Consider the following 22,051-nt stretch of genomic DNA (forward strand, 5'->3'; position numbering starts at 1 on the left):
CCACATTAAAAGCCATCTGCTGCTGCAGATGGCTTTTATTCATACCTAATTATCGAATTCTAATGTACTTCCATTTATTTGTTCGGAATCTTCCATAGACAAAAACCCACCTGATCAGCTGGTCAATCAGCACAGCAATCCAAGCCCCCATCAGTCCCATGCCCAAAACCTTGACAAGAAGGTATGCAACGAGCACGCGGAATCCGAATACACCAATAAAAGTTGCTACCAGTGGCCAGAATGTATCGCCAGCACCTCTTAGCGCACCGGCTAAAATCAGCTGTGAAGACTGGAATGGCTGTACAACTGCTATAATTTTCAATGCCATAGATGCATTATCAATAATGATTGGATCCGTTGTATATAAACTGACGATCTGAGGTCCGAAAAAGAAGAACAGCAGTGCCATTCCCGTTGAAATGATGGAACCGATCTTTCTTGTCTCTTTCGCATATAACTCTGCTTTTTTAAGATTCTGCGCTCCTAGCGATCTTCCAACCATGGAAGAAGCGGCTATCCCGAAAGCCTGACCTGGCTGAAAAGAAAGTCCGAGAATACTCAATGCAATCTGATGCGATGCATATACTACGGTTCCTAAACTTGCAACGATTCTCACAAACATCATAACTCCGATTCTTAAAGCCAGAGACTCCAACGAAGCAGGCACTCCAACTCTGATCAGATTCTGAATCACAACTTTGTTGTATTTGAATTTTTTCTTCAGATCAAGCTTCAGTGGGCTGTCTTTTCTCGTGACAAACCGAACCATCAGCACACTGGCTACCACATGAGAAAATGCTGTGGAGATTCCAGCTCCTGTGACTCCTAATGCAGGGAAGTAAAGAAGTCCATAGATGAGTACTGCATTACCTATGACATTAAGAAAGTTGACTTTAAGGTTAATTCTCATAGGTGCTTTAGTTTCTCCAATGCCACGAAGCGCAGCAGTAATGGACATGTTAAAGCTCTGGAAAAGGTATCCAACCATGATAATTCTGAAATAGCTGCTTCCTGCGGATATGGTGTCCGCTTCAGCCCCCATGAACCTCATGATCTCATCTGTAAAAACAAGACCAAATGTCGCAAGGGGAATTGCCAGCACAAAGATATTCAGAAGTATTACATGCTTCATAACGGAATCCACTTTATGAGGCTGCTTCGCTCCCATATATCTTGCAATCATCGCCGTACCCCCGACATTCAGTGCCTGGGCCAAAGAAAGACCGATAAACATAGGCTGATTTGTAATTCCAACTGCTGCTACAGATGCTGCAGACAAGGCTTTGTCCGCAATCCATCCAAGCATCATCATATCAATCATGCCAAAGAGTGAGCCTAAAAGAAGTTCAATCAGAATCGGCCATGCCAGTTTCAGCACATCTCGTCGAATCGGATTTTTGATTCTCTGGTCCCAACTCTTTTTTTCCCTTTTGTCTGGTTTCCAATTGTCACTCACGTCGATAGTTTCACTCTGTTTCTCATCATTCATCTGCTTCTTATCATTCATATGTTTCTCATTATTCATCTGTTTCTCATCATTCATCTATAAATCCTCTAATTTCATCTCGTATTATGGTGAACACATCAACCATTATAGCACAGGCATTCAGAAAACTCTGATTGCAACAATACAAAACAAAGAGGATGTACAACAGATTCCAAAGTAAAAAGCCAGAAGATCATCTTCTGGCTTAAGGAATCTTTTAATAATCGTATTCTGTATATTGTTCACTGATTTTGATCTTAAGCTTCTGGTCTTCCAATAGTTTCTTGTAAGAAACCAGAAACTCATTGAGCTCATTGTCTGAAAGATCTACCCTTACAGCAGAAGCTAAGATCACTGTTGTCCCGTCAAGATAAATAGACACCTGGTTCCTGTCATTTCTGATCTCATAGGAAAACCCTTTGAAATCCCGTACTTTTCCTTTGTATTTTTCCATGAACCCCAGCTGTTTTCGATATTTTTCATATTCCGGGTTGTTCGTAAGATTATACTGGCTCTCCACATCTGCCATGGATACACCATAACGCTCCATGAGCTTATTCTGAATCTCCATAAATTTCTCCATGGAGATGTTGTTCTTCTGCATGTATTCCATCACAGCTCGATTAATGGAAGCAATATTCTCTGTTCCCTGCCCCATCTTGCTGTAAAGCGTAAAAATGTAGTTTTCAAAATCATCGATATCCTTATCCCGCACTTTGTTCTTCAGTTCATTGAAATCAATGACATCGCTCAAATCTATTCCTCCTCGAGGCTCTTGAGATAATCCAGAAGATCGGATTTCTGCACCCGGTTCACACCACTGTGCTCAATGTCAAAACCTGGATCTATCTTCTCGCCATACTCTCGTTCCATAATCTCAATGACCCTTGGTTTACAGAACTCCCCTTGGCACCAACCCATGCCAGCTCTAGTTCTTCTTTTTACTCCATCTACTGTTTTGATTCGGATTCCACGATGGAGCGCATCCACAATCTCATCTTCTCTCACCTGTTCACATCTGCAGACAATCCGGTCCTTTGATCCCAATGGAAGTTCAATGAACTGTTTAATATCCTTTAAAGGCTGCAGAGGTTTTTTGGTCACAATGGGTTTTCTATAAGGGTCAAATTCATTATTGTCTTCCCATTCTAATCCTGCATCCTTAAGAATTCCTATAACCATTTCTGCAATGGCTGGTGATGAGGTCAGCCCTGGAGACTGAATACCAGCCACATTGATGAACCCCTTCACCTCAGTTTCTTCAATGATGAAATCATCCGTTGAGCTTCTTGCACGGATTCCAGTGAAGCTTCTGATGAACTGCTTGGAGTTGATCTTGCCATACAGCGCTTTAGTCTGCTGGTAGATTTTAGCCACCCTTTCAATATGAGTTGATGTATCATCTTTTCCACCTTCATCCGATGCATCAGGACCAATGAGCAGGTTTCCGTAATAGGTTGATGCTACTAGAACACCTTTTCCATACTTTGTGGGGAGCTGGAATATCACTGTGTTGATAGGATCTCCTGTCCCTCTGGTGAACAGAATATACTCTCCAGATCTTGGCAAAATCTCGAAATTGTTCACACCAACCATTTTAGAGATTTCATCCGCATATACACCTGCTGCGTTTACCACAAATTTGCCTTGGAACTCTTCTTTATCTGTGGAAACTCTGAACACGTCTCCGTCTTTTTCAATACCCGTCACTTGATGCTCAAGTTTAAGCGTTACTCCATTTCTTATGGCATTCTCAGCCATGGAGATGGCCATTTCATAAGGGGAGCAGATTCCTGCACCTTTACAGTAAAGCGCCCATTTCACATCATGGGTCAGTTCTGGTTCCAGTTCTCTGATCCGATCCGGTCCAATGATTTCCAGATCGTCCAGCCCGTTTTTGATGCCATTTGCCATGAGTTTCTCCAGTGGCTCTTTATCATCTTCCATGGAAATAACGAGAGATCCTGTTTCTCTAAAGCCAAAGTTCAGTTCTTCATCGAGTTTTTTAAACTGGACTCTCCCTTTATAGCATAATCTGCCTTTCAATGCTTCATGCTTTTCTGCAAAGCCTCCATGAACGATGGCACTGTTTGCCTTTGTTGCACCCATGGACACATCGATACCTTTTTCAAGAATCAGAACCTTAGCATTCGATTTCGACAGTTCTCGTGCGATTGTGGTACCTACGATACCAGCACCAATAATAATCACGTCATACATGACTCATCCCTACCTTCCTTCTCACATAACATGTAAACATTTACTTATTATATTGATTATAACAAAAATATCAGCAATCTGATATTTTTTGTACAAAAAATGTGGGCCTAAGCCCACATTTCCTTACATATCTCTTGTCGCAACAATATTAGCACCAGTACCAAGAATATTCTCGATGATTACTGTGCCTACTTTGATTGGAGAAGTCACTTCAATTGTAGCTAATGCTTTCATGACTTCGAAATTCAATCCCTTTGGTATATCCATTGAAGTTTTGACTGGAAGTCTTTTGTGAATTCCACCGTTAATTTTTACTGTAGATGTGATTACTCTTGTGGGATTTGTCAGCTCTTTCTGAGCATATGGAATCCCGCGGTTGCAACCATTTCCCATGACGATGATTTCACCATCTGGTTTCTGGTCCACACTCAGTCTGCATCCTTTAGGACATACAATACAAATCATTTCTCTCATCTTACATCACCTCTTCCAAAGCTATGGTAAGAAGTCCATTTGCTTTTTCGATTTCTTCTCTCTTCAGCTTGATCTTTTCCATTTCTCCAGGTGCAACCACAGGTCTTCTCAGCTTTTTGATCAGCTCGCCTTCCTGATTGCGCACTGTGATGTTCACATTTTTGAACACATTGGATACTCTGAACATGATTTCCTGACCATCCAGAATGTTCTCCAGTCTGATTTTCTGAGGAACAGTATAGTTCACTCTCTGGCCATTTTTGATTTCAGTCACTGCCTGTCCTTCCAGAAGCTCATTCTTGATGAATCTTGAAGCACTTAGTCCAGCTTTTTTACCTTCTTCACTAACAAAATCCACCAGGTCATGAACGTGAACAACATTACCACATGCAAAAATACCCTTCACGTTGGTTTCCATCGCTTCATTCACAATAGGTCCTGATGTTCTAGGATCTAATGCGATACCCGCATTCTTTGTGATTTCATTTTCTGGAATCAGGCCAACAGACAGAAGAAGTGTATCACATTCTATGGTCTGCTCGGTGCCAGGGATCGGATTTCTGTTTTCATCCACTTTCTGAATCACAACGGCTTCCAGTCTGTGTTTGCCCACTATATCAGTAATGGTATGTGCAAGAAGCAGTGGAATATTATAGTCATCCAGACACTGTACTATGTTTCTGTTCAGTCCGTTGGAGTAAGGCATAAGTTCCACACATGCTTCTACTTTAGCCCCTTCCAAAGTCATTCTTCTTGCCATGATCAGACCAATGTCACCAGATCCTAAGATCACGACTTTCTTTCCTACCATGTATCCTTCCATATTGACATATCTCTGTGCAGTACCCGCAGTGAAGACTCCGGAAGGTCTAGCGCCTGGTATCTGGATTGCACCTCTTGTTCTTTCACGGCAGCCCATGGAAAGGATGATTGCTCTGGTCTCCAGACTGAGATATCCCTCTTCCATGTTGATGGCTTCCACTTTTTTGATGTCTCCATCATTATCAATGGACAGAACCATGGTGTCCAATTTGGTGGATACTTTTGTTGACTGCAGCATTTCAACGTATCTTTGTGCATACTCTGGTCCTGTAAGCTCTTCTTTAAAAGAATGCACACCGAACCCGTTATGGATACACTGATTGAGAATACCGCCGAGTTCCTTGTCTCTCTCCAGAATCAGAATATTTTCGATTCCATTGTTGTACGCTTCATATGCAGCGGAAAGTCCTGCAGGACCTCCACCAATTACGATTAAATCATATATCATCTCATTCACCCCTACTTCTTTGTTTCGCCGATCAGAATATAGGATCCATTTGTATCCTGCATCACTTCTTCCAGAGGAACATTTTTCTCTCTGGCAATGATTTCAAGAACTCTTGGTCCGCAGAATCCACCTTGGCATCTACCCATACCAGGTCGGACTCTTCTCTTCACACCATCCAGGGAAAGTGCTCCCACAGGTCTCTTGATGGCTTCCACAATTTCTCCTTCAGTGATGTTTTCACAGCGGCAGATGATTCTTCCAAATCTTGGATCCTCTTTGATCTTTGCTGATTTTTCTTCAGGAGAAAGGCTCATGAAATGGGTCTGTCTTCTTGTTGGATTAAAGTTCTCATTTTTCGTTAAAGTCAGTCCAGCTTTTTCAAGCAGATCTCTTGCATCTTCTGCAATGGCTGGAGCAGAAGTAAGCCCTGGAGATTTGATACCCGCAAGATTGATGAGACCTTTCACAGACTTGGACTCTTCAATGATAAAGTCAGAACGGTCAGATTGTGCTCTTAAGCCTGCAAAGTTTCGAATACTTTCCCTATAATTGATTCCCTTGATCGATTTTGCAGCAGCATCTCTGATAAATTCCATTCTTTCCTTGGTAGTGGTTGTATCATCTCTTTCCACGTTGTCTTCAGCATCTGGTCCGACAATCAGGTTGCCATGAACAGAAGGGGTCACTAGAACACCTTTTCCAAGTGCTGATGGACACTGGAAAATAACATGGTTGGCAAGAGGACCCTGGCTCTTGTCCAGAACAAAATACTGCCCCTTACGTGGCTTGATCTTAAATTCTCTTTCACCAACCATACCCAGAATAACGTCGCTGTAGATACCAGCTGCATTGACGATATACTTGGTCTTGATTGGTTCCAGTTCTGGATTCCCTGTGAAAATCGTGAACATTCCATCTTCTTTCTTGATATCCACAACTTCAGTATTGAGATAAAGCTTTACACCATTAACTACCGCATTTTCTGTCAGTGCGATACAGAATTCCCATGGTCCTACGATACCTGCACTAGGAGAATGCAGAGCCCCTACCGCTTCATCTCCAATGTTTGGCTCCATCTTCAGGAGTTCTTCCCGGTGAATGATTCTTTGATCAGGAACACCATTCTTGTTTCCTCTCTCAAATAGCTCTTCGATGGTCTCCATCTCTTCCGGTGAGAAAGCCACCACCAATGATCCAATCTTCTTGTATGGAACATCCAGTTCCTTTGCATAAACTTCAGTGAGATGACATCCACGCACATTCAGTCTCGCCATGGCTGTTCCATTCTCAGGATCATAACCGGCATGCACAATCGCACTGTTCGCTTTGGTAGCCCCTTCAGAAACATCATTTTCTTTTTCAATCAAACACACATTGAGGTTATACCTGGATAACTCTCTCGCAACAGATGCGCCAACAATACCCGCACCAATAATTGCTACATCAAACATATTTTTCCCTCCTAACACAAAAAAGAGCAACACAACAGAGCCTGTCAAAACAGGCACCTTTTGCTTACTCTTACACTCTTAGCACAATATGAACTTAAGTTAATTTTAACACGTTACCTAAACGTTGTAAACCTTGACATTTACAATGTCCAGATCGTCGTGTCTGTGGAAGATATGGCAGTGGCTCCCGCAGAAAGCGCTGAGATCACATCTTCCTTGTCGGAGATAAGTCCCCCTGCAATGAGAGGAACGCTGGAAATGTTGGAAAGCATGGTGATAATTTTGTACATCCCACCAGGAAGAACTTCATAAGTATCCGCATGTCCTGCTTCAATGTACTTAATGACATTCTTCAATGAAAGGGAATCGATGAGGAAGAATCTCTGGACTGTAATTAGACCCAGATCTTTTGCCGCACTGATGATGTTGGCCTTGGTGCTGATGATTCCATCTGCCAAAGTATTGTACTTGATAAACTTTGCTGCAATTTCTTTGCTGCCAAGCCCCTCGATGAGGTCAACATGTACAATGGCGATTTTGTTCTTCGCTTTGATTTTCTTTACAATCATGGAAATATCTGTAATATTTCCAAAGAGCACAAAGACTACTTTATTCTCTGTCTCTAAAGCCATTTCCAAACCGTTATAATCCTTCACAGCGGTAACCACAGGGAAATCTTCCAAGGCGGTATAAAATTCTTCTTTCATACCCTACCTCCTTTTTTATGGTCACATTTCATTATACATATTCTATTTCACTTGTAAACCAATGCAATGTTAAAATTTTCTTGGTTTCTCATCAAAGTCACTAGAAAAGCCTATTGGAGTTCATGAAAGAAGATAAAATTCACCCGTAAACGCCAATGATTTATTTCATATGGTATACAGAAGCACTTCTTTTCCCATCTCCAGCAGAACCTTTTTTAGTTCATGGACAATCTCAACTTTCTTCTGATAGTTGAACACAAAGCCTTCTGACTGATGCGCCGGATTCACGGCCGTTCCCAACCAAATCACCACTTCGCTGGCTTCATTGAGAATCAGCTTGGAGAGTTCGGATGCTCCATGCTCTTCAAAAAGCTCTTGCAAGATTTCTGTGCTTTTTTCCCCATCTCTATACCCTTTCAGTAAATCAACCACTCTGCTCATGGTCAGAATCCCTTCAGTTATGAGATCCGCTCCTTTCATCACTGCAGTGGGCGGAAGATCCTTCCTTAAGTGGTCGAGTTTTACTTTAAGTTCATTCCCTGTTTTATCCGCAATGATTTTCGCCGTTGTGCCACCTGAAATAACTTTGATTCCTCTCGCTTCCACAAAAGCCTCCGCAAGAAACTTATCGTCATTGGGATTCTTAGGCGGGCCTGTAAAAAGATGAAGCGTCTTCTTTTCTTTGTAAGAAAGCTCTACTACGCTGGCATCATCTCCTGGCATCCGGTCATACAATATATTGGTGTAGCTCATGATCTCATGACAAAGGGAGGTAGTGCCCGAGTTCCGTATGGTATCTTCTGCAAAGGCAGACACGTCTTTCCATTGCCAGCCAAAATTCAAAAGTTTTCCAACCCCGGCATGTATGACGCCATCGGATACCAGAATCAGCTGATCTCCGATCTTCATCTTCAAAGTGGATTCATATACAATTTTACCATGTATCTCTCTTCTGTTCTTTGGCACTTCACACAGTACGCCCTTATCCAAGTAAAAATAGGACGGGTTGTCAAACTCAAAAATGTTCACTGTACCGTCCTTTGCCGCTTTCACAATGGTGAAAGTTGAATAGGAGAGTTTACGTACAGAGCATACGGGCAATGTCTTCATGATGGTTTCAATGGTATCCTCCAAGGTAGCCTTTTCCTTCAGCATCGTTACGGCGATCTTTGAGGTGAGTGTTGCAAGAATATTGGCTTTCACACCGCTTCCAAGACCATCAGAAAGCACAAGGATTCTCCCATCCTTTGTATCAGCGATTTCAATCTGGTCGCCACATAACTCTTCTCCATCTTTATTCACTGATAATGCAACTGTATCAATAAAATACTCCATCTCACCTGTCCTCCATCACAAGTTCTTTGAGACGGTTGAGAGCGATTTTCGTCTCTGCCGTGGTTTCCCCCAGAAGGCTGGCAATCTCATGAGCTACTCTCATCTGTTTCTCAATCACTTTTCCTGTAATCTCCACAGTCTGCTCTTTCATAAGATTCAGCTCTTTTCTACGTCTCTCTTCCTCTGTAATATCTGACATAATGATGAGCAGCTGATTGTCTTTCGGAAGATGAATCACACTTTGCATCACCACAAGATTATGCTCCCGATAACTGATTCGTTTATTTAGAGCATGCTTTCCGGTATCCATAACTTTTCGGATTCCTTCATCCGGAAGAAGTACAGAAATAGGCATATAACGTAAATGCTCTGATTTTTCCTCGAATGTCTTTTCTGCGGACGGATTCATCTGACAGATGCATAAATCCTCATCCAGAATAAAAATGATATTGGGTGAGTTGTAAAATATGATATCATTCATGTGCTCTGCTCTTGTACGCATGAATGGCATACACATTTCCACATCAGACATACCTTCAAGAACCGCTGCAGCTTTCTCTCTGCAGCTGTCATATCCGCAGGCACTGCAGTCCAGCTCGTCTTTTTTCTTTGTCTTTCCCATCCTGGCTAAAGTTCTGATGATCTCCTCTTCCGTAAAACTTTTTTTCTGGAACAGATTCTCCTTATAGGAGTAGTGAAGATCACATCCCTCAAACGTTAAAACCTCTGTTTCCTTTTCCCAGCCTTCCTTTGCGTGTTTTTTTACAAGCTGTTTTCTCTTATATGTACTCCATGTTTTCTTTGGTACGCATGGACCTGAAATGCAGGATTCATGACAGGCATTGAGTTCAAGAAAGGACGGGTCAAGAGCACCTTTTTCGATCTCATCAAGCACCTCTCTCACCTGTAGAATCCCTTCCACATGCAGAATATCGTATCCATGTTGTATCAGGGTTTCATGAAAGCCTTCTCCTATGGCTCCCTTCACAGGATAGCTTCTCGCATTTGTTGAACCAAAATAATCTGGAGCGGAGTAAGGAAGATTTTCCACTTGCAGCTGATCCTTATGAAACAGCGACACCATCTCGTCCATAGTCAGAACCGCATCCACATATCCCTCCTGCCCGAACATGAATGGTTCACATTTCTTGCTGAGACAAGGGCTGATAAACACAGTAAATGAATCAGGCTCCTTGTTTTTCAGTGCTTTTGCGGTAGCCATCATCGGCGAAACCGACGGCAGGAGATACTTGGCAACCCCTTTGTAATATCGTCTTATGAGAAGATTCACCGTTGGGCAGCAGCTGGAAATGGCATACTTCGGTTCCATCTCTGAAATAAATTCTCTATATTTTTCTGTGACCTGCTGTGCTCCTAGAGATACTTCAGCAACTTGCTGAAATCCAAATCTTCTCAAGCCCTCCACAAAACCGCCTGGATTTTCAAAGAATCCGGTAAAGGATGGGGCAATGAGTGCCACCATTCTTTTCCCTGCTTTGCGTGCATTCATCACCACATCCAAATCACTTTGAATATCTCTGGCATTTTGAGGACACGCAAGAAAACATTGCCCGCAAGCAATACATCTCTCCTCATCAATGATGGCCTGGTGATCCTGAAACTTAATGGCTTTCACAGGACAGGCCCGAACACACTTATAACAGTTTTTGCAATTGGCTTCTGTAAAATTAATCAGCTGCATTTTTTCTCTCCCGAAGTTTTTCTTCCAAAAGTTCAACTACATTCTCCTCTGAAACTTGAAGAACTCCACCGTCAATTTTTACACTGACACCCTCTGTACAGTGTCCCATACAGAAGCATCCTTTCAGTTCAATCTCATGGTCTAACTCCTGATCTTTCACAAAAGCTTCTACATTTTTAACCACTTCATAAGAACCACGGACATGACAGGAACTGCCCACACATATCTCAATCTTCATCCTTCCTCACCTCTCAGCACCAGGTTTCGTCATCCATAACTCAAATTATAGCATTTGGTTAATTTTTTAACAACTTTATCTGGGTTGAAATCTCTTGACAAACCATTATCTAAAAACTATTATTATATTAGATTCATTATTAATTAGCACCGCACATGCTTGTTGATTCTGATCATTACATGAAAAGAGGAGCGTCCGCTCCTCTTTTTTTCATTTATTCTCTTACTTCTTTTCTTCAGATTGCATCCTGATTTCACGAAGAGGGTAGGGAATCTTGATGCTCTGTTCTTCAAACACCTGAATCACAGTCTCATTCAGCCCGTAGGAAACTTCAAAATAATCTTCTCTTTTGACCCAGACTTTAAGATCAAAGTCCACAGAATACTCATTATGCTTACATACCCCAAGCATCACTCCACGGTCTTCCAGTATCTTTTCATTGGCGATGGCAATGTTCATGAGAATTTCCTTTACCTTCTTCACATCTGTGCCATAGGCCACAGAATAGATTTTATCCACCCGTCTGTAAGGTTCTATACTGTAGTTGATGATGTGCGAGGTAGCCAGATGGTTGTTAGGCACCATCACTCTTTTATTGTCTGCAGTATTCAGAGCAGTATATAAAATCTGAATGGAAAGTACCGTTCCCGAAACACTAGACGACTCAATAAAATCTCCCACGCTGAAGGGCCTGGTCGCAAGAAGCAGAATTCCTGCCGCAAAATTTGAGAGACTGTCCTTTAACGCAAGTCCTACAGCGAGCCCCGCTGCGGAAAGCATGGCGATGAATGTGGTTATGGGCACGCCAAGAATCCTCGCACTGGTAATCAGCACCACAAATTTCAGAAGAAAACTTGCCATGGTTAACAGAAATCCATGGATAGAGACATCGATTTTACTTTTTTTCAGATTCTTTTCCAGCAGACGTACAGAATACTTCGCTAAATTCCATCCAGCAAAAAGCACGACAAGAAAGACCAATAGCTTTAAGCCATACTCTATAAGCAGTTCTTCCATTTTCTCAAACAATCGTCATTCCTCCGTATCATTCTTCAAGTTCATGTTCAAGCTCATTGGTGATCTCTTCAATCTCATCAATGATGCTGCCAATATAAGCAATGGTATTCTTTAAGGGTTGCTCTGTTGTGATGTCCACTCCTGCCATCTTTGAAAGTTCCACAGGATCTTTGGTTCCACCAGCACGAAGCACTTTTTTCCAGTCCTCCACCGCGGAAGCCCCCTCTTTTAGAATTCTGCCAGATACCTCAGTGGCTATGGTGAGACCTGCACTGTACGTATAAGGATAAAGCCCCTTATAATAATGCTGCTGTCTCATCCAGGTATTCTCAGCACCTTCCAGGATTTTAACGTCTTCTCCCCAGAATCCCTCCAGTGTGGCTTTCTTCAGTTCATTGAGTTTTTTTGCACTGAGGCTTCCACCTGCATCAATGATTTTATACACTTCCCTTTGATAATGCGCTTCCAGCATATGTGTGACAAAATTATGATAATAGGTTCTGGATATCATTGAGGACAGGACCCATCTTCTGAACCGCTTGTCCTGGCTGGTTGTCAGCAGATGATTTGCCATGATCATTTCATTCATGGTGGATGGTGCTTCGATGAAATAGAGAGAAGGCCGCGCATCAAAAATATTCTGATGGCTCTGTGACAGGTAAAAATGTCCTGCATGGCCAAGTTCATGCGCCAAAACAAAAACTTCCCGCATTCTTTCTGTCCAGCTAATGAGTATATATGGGTGCCTGCCATAGGGGCTGGAACAGAATGCGCCCGTGGATTTTCCCTTGTTCTGAACAAAATCGATCCATCTTTCTCCAAAAGCTCTTTCGATCATCTCCAGATAGTCCTCTCCAAGAATTTTCAACCCTTCCATCACATACTTTTTGGACTCCTCCACTGTGATTGGCGGTTCGAAGGTTGGATCCACAGAAAGCTTGAGATCATTAAAGGTCATCTCCTCCAAGCGATGAATTCTCTTCAAAAGTTTTGCATATTTTCTCATATGAGGAGCAAGTTCTTTATAGATCACATCAATCTGTCTATCATACATTTCCCGGGTAACCTTCTGATCAAAAAGAAGGTAATCAATCACTGATTCAAATCCCTTCAGTTTTGACAGCGCTTTTTCTTTCTGTACCTGGGTCTGGTAGACACCCGCAACTGTATTCTCATACTCCTTCAGCTTCTTGGTGAATGCAGAAAATGCGGCTCTTCTGATCTTCTTGTCATTGTCATAATCATAATGGTTTTCATAAAGCACAAAACTCAATGGATGGCTCTTCCCCTCTACGTCAAAGCTGCCAAAATCCATATCCTGCAGCTTGGCTTTATTGTAAATGCTCATGGGTGAGTTCATCACCGGAGAAAGTACTGCAAGAGCTCTTTCCAGTTCTATGGAGAGAGCATGAGGTTTCTCCCGAAGAAGATCCTCCAGAAAATGCTGATTCTCCCTGCTTGTCTTCGCTGCATCCATCAGCACGGACTCCTCATTCATGAGAATCTCCCCTTGAATGAAGGACAGCCTCGCCATCACATCGGAAATTAGATTCGCTGCCTCCACGCTCTTTCCCTGATTCTCATGATCAGTCATATCTACACTAACTGCCAGAAAGCGGAAGCTTGAAATCAAACCAGCAAGTTCCACCACTTCCCGATATCCATCAAGACACAGGTTGATGGATGGAGTAGATGTAAGCTTCCCCCTAAAATCTTTCTCCAGCTCCATGGATTTCTCATAAAGAGCCTTTTCCGCTTCTTTAACACGGTCTTCATTTTCATATATGCCTCTTAAATCCCATGTTTTAGACGCATCTGCTTCACTTCGTAAAATCACTTTTTTATCCATACAATCCTCCTGAGTTTGTTTTTTATCAGTATACCTGAAATACTCTTATATTCTTACAAGAGGAATACAGAATATAAAAAAAACAAGCTAGTTTCTCACATGATATAGAAAACCAAAAAGGTCAGCTGCACTACTCCACTAAATCTCTTTCTGATAAATACGATAGGTTTTATAAGGATCCCCCGTGAATCCGAAGGCATCATTCTGCATAGGCCTATTATATTCCCACACCGTACTTCCTTCCACTTTACGGAAACCTCTTGCAATGCCTTTTTTCAGTCCTTCATAATAAATAGCCGCGGTAACCCCTTTTTTCCGGTACTCAGGCGTCACAAAAAGCACAAATATCCTGAGTGCATCAATCTTTTTCCTGAAATAAAGGAACTTCAGAAACCCTAAAGGTAAATATCTTCCTTTCATCCTGGCCAGCACCTGATTGTAATCGGGCAAAGCGATATCAAATCCAATGGGATTCCTCTCCTTGTCTCTGGCGATGTATATAAAATCGGGATCTGCAAATGGTACCAGCTGCTTTTTAATCATCCGGATCTCTTCTTCTGTCGGAGGCATGAAATCGTCCCAGTCCTTAGGCATGGCTTCTTCAATGATTTTCTTGATATCTTTCATTTCATTCTCCACATCATTGAGATTCAATGGCTCCACCGTGTATCCATACCGCTTCATGGCGTAAGGCACCAGTTTTTCCAGCCTCTCCTTATCCTCCATGGTAAACTTCCCCTCATAAGCATAACAATCAAAGTACTTGATGAACCCAGCCTTCAGAAACTGGTCATTGTAGTACTTCTTGTTGTAGGTATTCATCACATAGGTGGGATCTTTGAAATTATCTATGATAAACCCTCTGTAATCATCCCCTCCAGGTACAGACAAGGGGCCTTTCACCTTTTCAATTCCATGGCTTTTCAGATATTCTTCTGCAAACTGGAGCAGTGCGGATGAGACTTCCTCATCCTCCATACATTCATAAAGCGCGATATATCCTTCTTTGATTCCTTTATACTGGTTCAGCTCTTCGTTGATGCCCACAAGCAGCCTCCCTAGAGGTGCTCCATCTTTATAGGCCACGACAGCCTCGTGGGGACCTGCTTTAAAAAGGCTGTTGTTCTTTCCTCGTAGAAGGTTCTTCATCTCATGAATCAACGGTGGTACCCATGAAGAATCTTCTTTATAAAGCTGAAAAGGCAGCATCACAAAATCACGAATCTCTCTTCTTGTTTGTATCTTCCTGACATGAACCATTTCCGTCCCCTCCAATCACCTCAAAGAAACCCAGCACCTTATCTGTAATAATCCTCATACAAGAGATCTGTATAATGGGCACAGCACATAGACATCTCTTTATTCATCACCGGACTCTGGAGAAGTCCCTGTCTTATACAAGCATTGATGTGATCTACTTCATAGACCATCTCAAAAGGTTCTGGAAACTCAATTTTCTCTACCTCTCCACTCCTGTATATAAGCAATGCTTCCCTGGCCTTCCAGAAATCTTTAATAAAGATTTTTCCCTCAGCACCATAAAGAACGCATCGGCTTTCTCCCTTGGCCATGGTGGAAATCTTACAGGAAGCCAGCACCTCATCGTCGAATTTCATCAGAAAGGTACACTGAAGATCCACTTCATCCCCAAGGACCGCCTGACCTTTCAGCTCCACCAGGTCACTTTTCTCCAGATACATGGCATGGGAAAAGATATAGTTTCCGCTGCCTAAGAGAGCGCCTCCCCCCTTGTCCCGATGGTAAAACCATTGAAAAGAAACATCCGGAACAAAAATATCGTATTCCATAAGATTCAGCTTACCGATTTTTCCGTCTTCCAGCCACTCTTTGACTTTTTGGGTTACAGGGAGAAACAATGATTTCTGCGCCTCCATGATAAACCTTCCTCTTTTCTCTGCCTCCTCAAACAGCTCTTCCGTATCCTTCCGGGAAAGAGTCATGGGCTTTTCCACCACCACATGTTTTCCATGTCTAAGGGCGAGAAGCGCATGTTCTCTATGCATGAAATTGATGGTCGGCACATACACCACATCCACCTCCGGATCTTCCACCAGCTCCTCATAAGACCCATACCATGTAGTGATATGAAGCTCAGAAGCTTTCCTTCTTGCACTTTCCTCTGTCCGGGAACAGATGGCATAAATCTCCCCTTCTGAAGATGTCCGCACAGCTGAAACAAAACGATCCACAATTCTACCCGTGCCCATTATCCCATACCTTAATTTTTCCAAACAATCCACCTCCTGCATTTTCTGGTGTTCACTCTAAACCGTCATATATCTCTATTATACACCCAAACTCAAAATAGCCTATACTATGATACAATAGAAGAAAAACCTGGAGGTATGTTTATGAATCATGTCATTGAACTTCTGAAAAGCCACACAAGCATTAGAAACTTCAAGGAGTATCCTGTAAGTGATGATACTGTGACTGAACTCATAGAAGCTGGTCAAAGCGCAGCTTCTTCAAACTTTGTGCAAGCCTATACTGTGATTCAGGTGAAAGATCCTGAAAAACGTAGAATCATGGCTGAGATTGCCGGTAATCAGAATCATGTGGAAACATCACCAGTTTTCCTTGTGTTTGTGGCAGATCTGGAACGTGCCCGTCTGTGCTCCACGCTCCATGGGGAGAAAATGGAGGAAGGCCAGACAGAAGCATTTATCATTGCCACCGTGGATACAGCGCTCATGGCACAGAACCTGATGATCGCTGCAGAGTCCATGGGTCTTGGAGGTGTATACATCGGCGCACTTCGGAACAATCCCCGCATCGTCTCTGAATTACTAGAACTTCCTGAACACACCTATCCTCTTTTTGGCATGTGCCTAGGATATCCCGCATCCGTAAACGAAAAGAAACCCAGGCTCCCAGTCAAGCTGGTTCTGAAAACAGATACTTATCAGAATGGTGGTGAAGTTCAGCTGTTGGAAAAGTATGATCAGACCATTTCCGAGTACTACAGCAAGAGAAGCAGCCTGAACCGGTCCGATAATTATACGCAGCAGTTGGCCCGAATGTTCTCAAAACCCTTACGCCCCCATATGAAAGCCTATCTTTCAGAACAGAAGCTGAACATGAAATAAGACCCTCTTCACTTTCATCATTTTGTCACCCGACTTCCAAACGAAAAGAGTATGATGAACCTATCAAATACGAATGGAGTGAACCCCCATGAAACGCTCCCTGTTTACACCTTTTCTCATGACTCTGTTTCTGATGTGTTTTTTCGGTTGTGCCAATCTGGAATCGCCTGATGAAGTAGAAGAACCCCCCCAAACTCCAGTAGAGACTGACAACGGCGGAAAAGGTGGGATTTTAGAGGAGATCGTTGTAGAAAGCCGCGATCTTCAGATGGACGGGTTTGACAAGGAGTATTACACTGAAGCAGATTTGAACGGAGACGGCATCAAAGATACAATTTCTTTAAGAACCGCCATCAACCCCTATTATGACGAAGTGATCTCCTATGAGCTCTATGTCAACGAAGAAGCACTGTCCTACGAAGGCGAAATGATCAGTCCTTTTTTTCATGTGACAGATCTTCTCGCCACAGACAATCTTCTGGAGATTGCAGTCAGTGAGGAAGGGCCCAGCAGTGATTACGCCACAGTGTTCTACCGATACATGAATGGAAAGCTCACAGTGCTATCAAAACTGGAAGGATTTCTTGGGGAAATCCCAAATTCAGATATGAGCGGAAAGCTCATTGTTCATGGAGACGGTAGAGTCTCTACCCTCTCCCGGGGTCAGGTGATGCAGACATTCTTCTATGAGGATGAGTATCTTCTTGTTTCTCCTACAGATCTGAAACATGTGGAAAAAGATCTCTATCCTATGGAAACTAAAGTCACTCTTCTGAAAAAGCTGAAAACCATGGTCAGCAGGTCTGATTTCACAGAAGCTTATGAGTTTCAGCCTGGTGAGAAAGCTGTTTTACTGGAAACAGACAACCGAACCTGGGTATCAATCCGAAATGAGGACGGAGAAATATCATGGTTCCGTATCAAAGACTTCGGTATGATCCTTGACCAGGAGGAGAGCGGATTCTCCACAGACTTTTTTGAGGGACTGAACATGGCAGACTAAAAAGAAGCTCTTTCCATATCCACGGAAAGAGCTTCTTTTTTATGTTTTTTATGTTCTTTATACTTATTCCACTTCCAGAAGAACACTCTTTAGAACCATCTCCATCTGCTTTCTGGACACTTCCTGAAGATCAAAACTTTGCTCTTTCAGACACCAATGAAAAATAATCCCTCGTGAGGTCATAAAGAGCATGTCTACCACATCATCGGTGTTTTTCACATAGTACTCATTAAGTTTAGGCTGACGGTTCACCAGTATGGTTTTCAGGACATCCTGCATGGGACGTTTTCCTTTTACGAAGTAATGATTTCCTGTATTGTAGAATCGTTTGATGAACTCAAAATCATGGGTCAAAACAAAATTGACATAATACTCCATGTATTCCAGGAGCAGCTCGTAAAGATTCTGGCTGTTTCTGTCCTCATGAAGAAAATGCTCAAAATTCAGATCCGCCCGTCGGAATGTTTCATAAATGACCCCTTCCTTATTCTCAAAATGGGTATAGAAAGAACCTATGGAAACCCCCGCCTCTTTGCAGATCTCGGAAATGGAAGTATGTTCAAGCCCTTTTGTGATGAATTTTTTCATGGCTACTTCATAGATTTTATCTTTTGTCTCCAATGCTTTTTCCTGTCTTGTGGTTCCTCTGGTTTCTTTCACAATATCCCCTCCATATCTGAAAACATTATACCCCAAACTTTCAGACTACTCCAAGAAATTATTATCTTTTGTCAATTATTGATAATATTTTAACCTTGTGATATGGTTTAAATGAACTTATTCACCGAATGTGTTCGTTCAAATATTATCATAATAGGAAGGGGAAAATTATGAAAAAGCTTGGTAAAAAAGTCACTGCCGCTTTACTGCTGCTGCTCTCGATATCATTTGCAGCTTGTGGCACAAAAGAACCTGCTGCTCCAGAAACACCAGAAACACCTTCAACCATCGGGGAGGGCCTGTTTACACCTGGAACCTATGAAGGAACTGCTAAAGGGTATCATGGGGATATTACCCTAACAGTAACCGTCGATGAGAACAACATTCTTGAAATCAAATCAGAACACACAGAAACTGAGGGGCTAGGAGATAAGGCTGTGGCAACACTCACGGAAGCCGCTCTTGAAAAAGCTTCCTTGTCCATGGACCTGGTCAGCGGAGCAACCTATTCTTCTCAAGGATTTTTGGCTGCACTTGAGGCTGCCCTTGTGAAGGCTGGTGCAGATGTTGAAAAATTAAAAATCAAAGAGACTGTAGAAGTAGAGAAAAAAGACCAGGAGTTTGACACAGAAGTAGCAATCATTGGTGGTGGAGGTGCTGGTTTAGCCGCTGCGGTTTCGGCACATCAGAATGGCGCGAAGGTGCTGCTTGTAGAAAAAATGCCAAACGTTGGCGGTAATACCATCATCTCAGGTTCAGCTTTTAACGCTGTCGACCCAAAAAGACAGTCTGAACAAGGCATTGAGGATTCTGTGGAAAAGCACTTCCAGCAGACCTATGAAGGCGGAGACAAACAGGGCGATCCAGAACTGGTTCGAGTTCTGGTCGAAAATGCTTATCCAACAATAGAATGGCTGGAGTCACTTGGCATGAAGTTTACAGACAAAGTATTCACTGTGCTTGGAGCACTATGGCCCCGTTCACACAAGCCTGTGGAACCACTGGGTACTGGTTATGTCAACACATTCATGAACTATATCAATGAACATAAAGATGACATTACAGTTCTGACTGAAGTGGAGGCAAAAGAGCTTCTTGTAAATGCTGACGGTGCTGTTACTGGCTTCCTCGCTGAAGGAAAGAACGGAAAGATCACTGTAAATGCGAAGAATGGAGTCATTGTCGCCACAGGCGGATTTGGTGCAAACGTTGAAATGAGAGACCAGTATAACACCATCTGGCCAAAGCTTACCAACATCAAGACCACCAACCACAGAGGTGCCACTGGTGATGGAATCATCATGGCGGAGAAAGTCAACGCATCCATTGTTCAGATGGAAAACATCCAGCTGCTTCCCATGGGAGATCCTGTCACAGGAAGCCTTTCTGGAAATATCGAGCAAGGTGTGGAAAACAGAATTTTCGTCAATGCGGAAGGAAACCGTTTTGTCGATGAAGGTGCTAGAAGAGATGTAATGACCAAGGCACTGATGGAACAGAGCGACTCCATGATGTGGGTCATCGTCGATCAGCATTCTTATCCCACTGGCGATACTGTAAACAACTTCAATGAAACCATAGATTCCCTTGTAAAAGAAGGAAGAGCATATAAAGCGGATACGTTGGAAGATCTTGCAAAACAGATCGGTGTTGAACCTGAGAATCTTGTGAAAGCCGTAGAAGCTTTCAATGCATCTGTTGATGGTGCAAAAGATGCATTCGGAAGAACACTGTTCATGGATAAACTCGATACCGCTCCATTCTATGCCGGTAAGCGTGTTCCTACTGTACATCACACCATGGGTGGTATTAAGATCACTCCTGAAACCAGAGTGGTGGACCAGAATGGTGAAATCATCAAGGGGCTTTTTGCAGCTGGTGAAGTCACAGGTGGAATCCATGGCGCCAACCGTTTAGGTGGAAATGCCCTGGCTGATGTTCATACCTTTGGACGTATCGCTGGTGCTACAGCTGCCTCAGAAGGAAAATAATGAAAAGATAATTCTTAGAAGAGATGGATGGATCATTCATCTCTTCTTTTTTATTTCTATTCCAATAAAAAAAGAGCTTCCAAGGAAACTCTTCAACTCTTTATTTGCTCATTTTTCTTGATTTATCCACACAGGCATCCACCGCCGAAATTACTGCATGCCGTAGTCCTTTTTCTTCCAGAACTGTAACCGCCTCAATGGTCGTACCACCAGGTGATGTGACCATATCCTTGAGGATCCCGGGATGGATCCCTGTCTCCAGCACCATTTTCGCAGCACCAAGTACCGCCTGAGCAGAAATGTCATAAGCTTCTTTTCGAGGCAGCCCGTTTTTCACCGCCGCATCTGCCATGGCTTCAATAAACATGTATACATACGCAGGAGAAGAACCTGCAATGCCAGTGATGACGTCCATATGTTTTTCTTCAATGACAGACACCTTCCCCATCACGGACAAAAGCTCTGTTACTTGACTCTTTTCTTCAGCGGTCAAGCTGTCTGAAAAACTGACTGCTATGACCCCTTCAGATACCGCAACTGGTGTATTGGGCATAATCTTTACAATCTTCCGATCCTGCCCCAGATACTCTTTCATTTTGTCGATGGTGATACCTGCAGCCAAGCCAATGATCAGCGCATCATCCTTTAGAGCGCTTCTTGATTCTTTCATCACAGTTTCATATGCATATGGTTTCACTGCGAAGAAAAGAATATCCGACGCCTTTGCTACTTCCTCATTTTTCTCTGTGACCCGCACCCCAAAGGTTTCTTTGATGTTTTCTCTGGTCGTTTCCCTTTGTGTGGACACAATGATTCCTTGGGGCAAAGCGAACTCACTTTCTATGAATCCTCTTACCATGGCTTTCCCCATATTTCCACAACCGATAAATCCTATGGTTTTCTCCATATATATTGCCTCCTGAACTTTGAAAATCACATTCTGTTTCGTTCTTTCACTTCACGGTCCACATCTCGTTTGTGTGCCTTCTCAAGAAGCGCATCACGCTTATCGTAGTTCTTCTTTCCTTTTGCCACAGCAACAGAGAGCTTCACACGGCCATTCTTGAGATAAAGGGACAAGGGAATCAGTGTATATCCATCCCTTTGACTTAACTGCTGAAGCTTCAGAATCTCTTCTTTGTGCAGAAGAAGTTTTCGGTCTCTAAGAGGATCCCCATTGAAGATATTGCCCATTTCATAAGGCGAAATATGCATTCCTACAATAAACATCTCTCCATTTTTTATTTCAGCATAGCTCTCTTTCAGATTTACTTTGCCCATTCTGATGGATTTCACTTCTGTACCAATGAGCTCAATACCAGCTTCATAGACTTCTTCAATAAAAAAATCATGTCTGGCTTTTCTGTTCTCAGCAAGGGTCCTGTTTTTTCGTTCTTTTTTATCCATGCCATCGTCACCTCGTATTCAACCCCTATTTTATCACAGGTTCCATTTACTTGCCTATCTTTGTTGCCCATACTGCTACTGTTCAGGAAATTTTAAGCTAATTTTGGGGTATATTCTCTATAATTCAATGG

At 42.7% G+C, this 22,051-nt stretch carries 20 protein-coding genes; 3 read left to right on the forward strand and 17 right to left on the reverse strand.

Features of this window, described 5'->3' with window-relative positions; translation table 11 throughout:
• Positions 1–49: 49 nt before the first annotated feature.
• The 14 genes from T487_RS0102015 to T487_RS0102080 all read right to left on the reverse strand — a co-directional run bounded on the left by T487_RS0102015 (position 50) and on the right by T487_RS0102080 (position 16,001).
• The gene (locus T487_RS0102015; RefSeq protein WP_242847999.1) at positions 50–1,507 is read right to left on the reverse strand and encodes an MATE family efflux transporter; all 1,458 of its coding nucleotides are present in this window, start codon (positions 1,505–1,507) and stop codon (positions 50–52) included.
• 196 nt (positions 1,508–1,703) lie between these two features.
• Positions 1,704–2,240 carry a DUF3867 family protein gene (locus T487_RS0102020; protein WP_031573389.1) on the reverse strand — a complete coding sequence of 179 codons (537 nt, stop codon included), beginning with the start codon at positions 2,238–2,240 and terminating at the stop codon, positions 1,704–1,706.
• A gap of 2 nt (positions 2,241–2,242) precedes the next feature.
• Positions 2,243–3,706 (reverse strand): NAD(P)/FAD-dependent oxidoreductase, encoded by a 1,464-nt coding sequence (locus T487_RS0102025; protein ID WP_031573392.1) that lies wholly within the window; start codon positions 3,704–3,706, stop codon positions 2,243–2,245.
• A gap of 123 nt (positions 3,707–3,829) precedes the next feature.
• Positions 3,830–4,180 carry a DUF1667 domain-containing protein gene (locus T487_RS0102030; RefSeq protein ID WP_031573394.1) on the reverse strand — a complete coding sequence of 117 codons (351 nt, stop codon included), beginning with the start codon at positions 4,178–4,180 and terminating at the stop codon, positions 3,830–3,832.
• Between the two features lies 1 nt (position 4,181).
• On the reverse strand, positions 4,182–5,450 hold the full coding sequence (locus tag T487_RS0102035) for an NAD(P)/FAD-dependent oxidoreductase (RefSeq protein WP_031573396.1): 1,269 nt from the start codon (positions 5,448–5,450) through the stop codon (positions 4,182–4,184).
• A gap of 11 nt (positions 5,451–5,461) precedes the next feature.
• Positions 5,462–6,901 (reverse strand): NAD(P)/FAD-dependent oxidoreductase, encoded by a 1,440-nt coding sequence (locus T487_RS0102040; RefSeq protein ID WP_031573399.1) that lies wholly within the window; start codon positions 6,899–6,901, stop codon positions 5,462–5,464.
• A 140-nt stretch (positions 6,902–7,041) separates the two neighbouring features.
• A complete protein-coding gene (locus T487_RS0102045; protein WP_031573402.1) occupies positions 7,042–7,608 on the reverse strand; it encodes a glycerol-3-phosphate responsive antiterminator in 567 nt (188 codons plus the stop codon).
• Positions 7,609–7,773: 165 nt separating this feature from the next.
• Positions 7,774–8,943, reverse strand: coding sequence for a SpoIIE family protein phosphatase (locus T487_RS0102050; RefSeq protein WP_031573403.1), 1,170 nt, complete (start codon positions 8,941–8,943; stop codon positions 7,774–7,776).
• Position 8,944: 1 nt separating this feature from the next.
• Entirely contained in the window at positions 8,945–10,645 is a 1,701-nt protein-coding gene (locus T487_RS0102055; RefSeq protein WP_031573406.1) for a [Fe-Fe] hydrogenase large subunit C-terminal domain-containing protein, read from the reverse strand.
• Entirely contained in the window at positions 10,632–10,883 is a 252-nt protein-coding gene (locus T487_RS0102060) for a (2Fe-2S) ferredoxin domain-containing protein (protein ID WP_031573409.1), read from the reverse strand. Before T487_RS0102060 ends, T487_RS0102055 begins: the two co-directional genes overlap by 14 nt.
• A 222-nt stretch (positions 10,884–11,105) precedes the next feature.
• Positions 11,106–11,912, reverse strand: coding sequence for a mechanosensitive ion channel family protein (locus T487_RS0102065; RefSeq protein ID WP_051651434.1), 807 nt, complete (start codon positions 11,910–11,912; stop codon positions 11,106–11,108).
• Positions 11,913–11,928: 16 nt separating this feature from the next.
• Positions 11,929–13,749 (reverse strand): oligoendopeptidase F, encoded by a 1,821-nt coding sequence (gene pepF, locus T487_RS0102070; protein ID WP_031573415.1) that lies wholly within the window; start codon positions 13,747–13,749, stop codon positions 11,929–11,931.
• 138 nt (positions 13,750–13,887) lie between these two features.
• The gene (locus T487_RS0102075; protein ID WP_031573417.1) at positions 13,888–15,009 is read right to left on the reverse strand and encodes a GNAT family N-acetyltransferase; all 1,122 of its coding nucleotides are present in this window, start codon (positions 15,007–15,009) and stop codon (positions 13,888–13,890) included.
• 38 nt (positions 15,010–15,047) lie between these two features.
• Entirely contained in the window at positions 15,048–16,001 is a 954-nt protein-coding gene (locus T487_RS0102080) for a Gfo/Idh/MocA family protein (protein WP_162178209.1), read from the reverse strand.
• 120 nt (positions 16,002–16,121) lie between these two features.
• Here T487_RS0102080 and nfsA point away from each other — a divergent pair, with 120 nt between their 5' ends.
• Together nfsA and T487_RS0102090 are read left to right on the forward strand one after the other, a co-directional pair.
• The gene (nfsA, locus tag T487_RS0102085) at positions 16,122–16,859 is read left to right on the forward strand and encodes an oxygen-insensitive NADPH nitroreductase (protein WP_031573422.1); all 738 of its coding nucleotides are present in this window, start codon (positions 16,122–16,124) and stop codon (positions 16,857–16,859) included.
• A gap of 88 nt (positions 16,860–16,947) precedes the next feature.
• The gene (locus T487_RS0102090) at positions 16,948–17,862 is read left to right on the forward strand and encodes a hypothetical protein (RefSeq protein ID WP_031573424.1); all 915 of its coding nucleotides are present in this window, start codon (positions 16,948–16,950) and stop codon (positions 17,860–17,862) included.
• 63 nt (positions 17,863–17,925) lie between these two features.
• On the opposite strand, the gene T487_RS0102100 is transcribed toward T487_RS0102090, so the two are convergent.
• Positions 17,926–18,522, reverse strand: a complete 597-nt coding sequence (locus tag T487_RS0102100; RefSeq protein WP_143004569.1) for a TetR/AcrR family transcriptional regulator — start codon at positions 18,520–18,522, stop codon at positions 17,926–17,928.
• Between the two features lie 170 nt (positions 18,523–18,692).
• Here T487_RS0102100 and T487_RS0102105 point away from each other — a divergent pair, with 170 nt between their 5' ends.
• Positions 18,693–20,513, forward strand: a complete 1,821-nt coding sequence (locus T487_RS0102105) for a flavocytochrome c (protein ID WP_031573429.1) — start codon at positions 18,693–18,695, stop codon at positions 20,511–20,513.
• A 100-nt stretch (positions 20,514–20,613) separates the two neighbouring features.
• On the opposite strand, the gene proC is transcribed toward T487_RS0102105, so the two are convergent.
• Both proC and smpB read right to left on the reverse strand, forming a co-directional pair.
• Positions 20,614–21,420, reverse strand: a complete 807-nt coding sequence (gene proC / locus T487_RS0102110; protein WP_031573432.1) for a pyrroline-5-carboxylate reductase — start codon at positions 21,418–21,420, stop codon at positions 20,614–20,616.
• A 26-nt stretch (positions 21,421–21,446) separates the two neighbouring features.
• On the reverse strand, positions 21,447–21,920 hold the full coding sequence (smpB, locus tag T487_RS0102115) for an SsrA-binding protein SmpB (protein WP_031573434.1): 474 nt from the start codon (positions 21,918–21,920) through the stop codon (positions 21,447–21,449).
• Positions 21,921–22,051 lie beyond the last annotated feature (131 nt).

The sequence above is a fragment of the Proteiniclasticum ruminis DSM 24773 genome (assembly GCF_000701905.1).
In the GTDB taxonomy this organism is placed as follows: domain Bacteria; phylum Bacillota; class Clostridia; order Clostridiales; family Clostridiaceae; genus Proteiniclasticum; species Proteiniclasticum ruminis.

What these genes read in the sequence shown, in the direction of transcription:
- T487_RS0102045 (WP_031573402.1), bottom strand. Translation starts at nt 7,608, where the DNA reads ATGAAAGAAGAATTTTATACCGCCTTGGAAGATTTCCCTGTGGTTACC.
- T487_RS0102040 (WP_031573399.1), bottom strand. Translation starts at nt 6,901, where the DNA reads ATGTTTGATGTAGCAATTATTGGTGCGGGTATTGTTGGCGCATCTGTT.
- T487_RS0102025 (WP_031573392.1), bottom strand. Translation starts at nt 3,706, where the DNA reads ATGTATGACGTGATTATTATTGGTGCTGGTATCGTAGGTACCACAATC.
- pepF (WP_031573415.1), bottom strand. Translation starts at nt 13,749, where the DNA reads ATGGATAAAAAAGTGATTTTACGAAGTGAAGCAGATGCGTCTAAAACA.
- T487_RS0102035 (WP_031573396.1), bottom strand. Translation starts at nt 5,450, where the DNA reads ATGATATATGATTTAATCGTAATTGGTGGAGGTCCTGCAGGACTTTCC.
- T487_RS0102060 (WP_031573409.1), bottom strand. Translation starts at nt 10,883, where the DNA reads ATGAAGATTGAGATATGTGTGGGCAGTTCCTGTCATGTCCGTGGTTCT.
- nfsA (WP_031573422.1), top strand. Translation starts at nt 16,122, where the DNA reads ATGAATCATGTCATTGAACTTCTGAAAAGCCACACAAGCATTAGAAAC.
- T487_RS0102090 (WP_031573424.1), top strand. Translation starts at nt 16,948, where the DNA reads ATGAAACGCTCCCTGTTTACACCTTTTCTCATGACTCTGTTTCTGATG.
- T487_RS0102075 (WP_031573417.1), bottom strand. Translation starts at nt 15,009, where the DNA reads ATGGTTCATGTCAGGAAGATACAAACAAGAAGAGAGATTCGTGATTTT.
- T487_RS0102030 (WP_031573394.1), bottom strand. Translation starts at nt 4,180, where the DNA reads ATGAGAGAAATGATTTGTATTGTATGTCCTAAAGGATGCAGACTGAGT.
- smpB (WP_031573434.1), bottom strand. Translation starts at nt 21,920, where the DNA reads ATGGATAAAAAAGAACGAAAAAACAGGACCCTTGCTGAGAACAGAAAA.
- T487_RS0102050 (WP_031573403.1), bottom strand. Translation starts at nt 8,943, where the DNA reads ATGGAGTATTTTATTGATACAGTTGCATTATCAGTGAATAAAGATGGA.
- T487_RS0102015 (WP_242847999.1), bottom strand. Translation starts at nt 1,507, where the DNA reads ATGAATGATAAGAAGCAGATGAATGATGAGAAACAGAGTGAAACTATC.
- T487_RS0102105 (WP_031573429.1), top strand. Translation starts at nt 18,693, where the DNA reads ATGAAAAAGCTTGGTAAAAAAGTCACTGCCGCTTTACTGCTGCTGCTC.
- proC (WP_031573432.1), bottom strand. Translation starts at nt 21,420, where the DNA reads ATGGAGAAAACCATAGGATTTATCGGTTGTGGAAATATGGGGAAAGCC.
- T487_RS0102055 (WP_031573406.1), bottom strand. Translation starts at nt 10,645, where the DNA reads ATGCAGCTGATTAATTTTACAGAAGCCAATTGCAAAAACTGTTATAAG.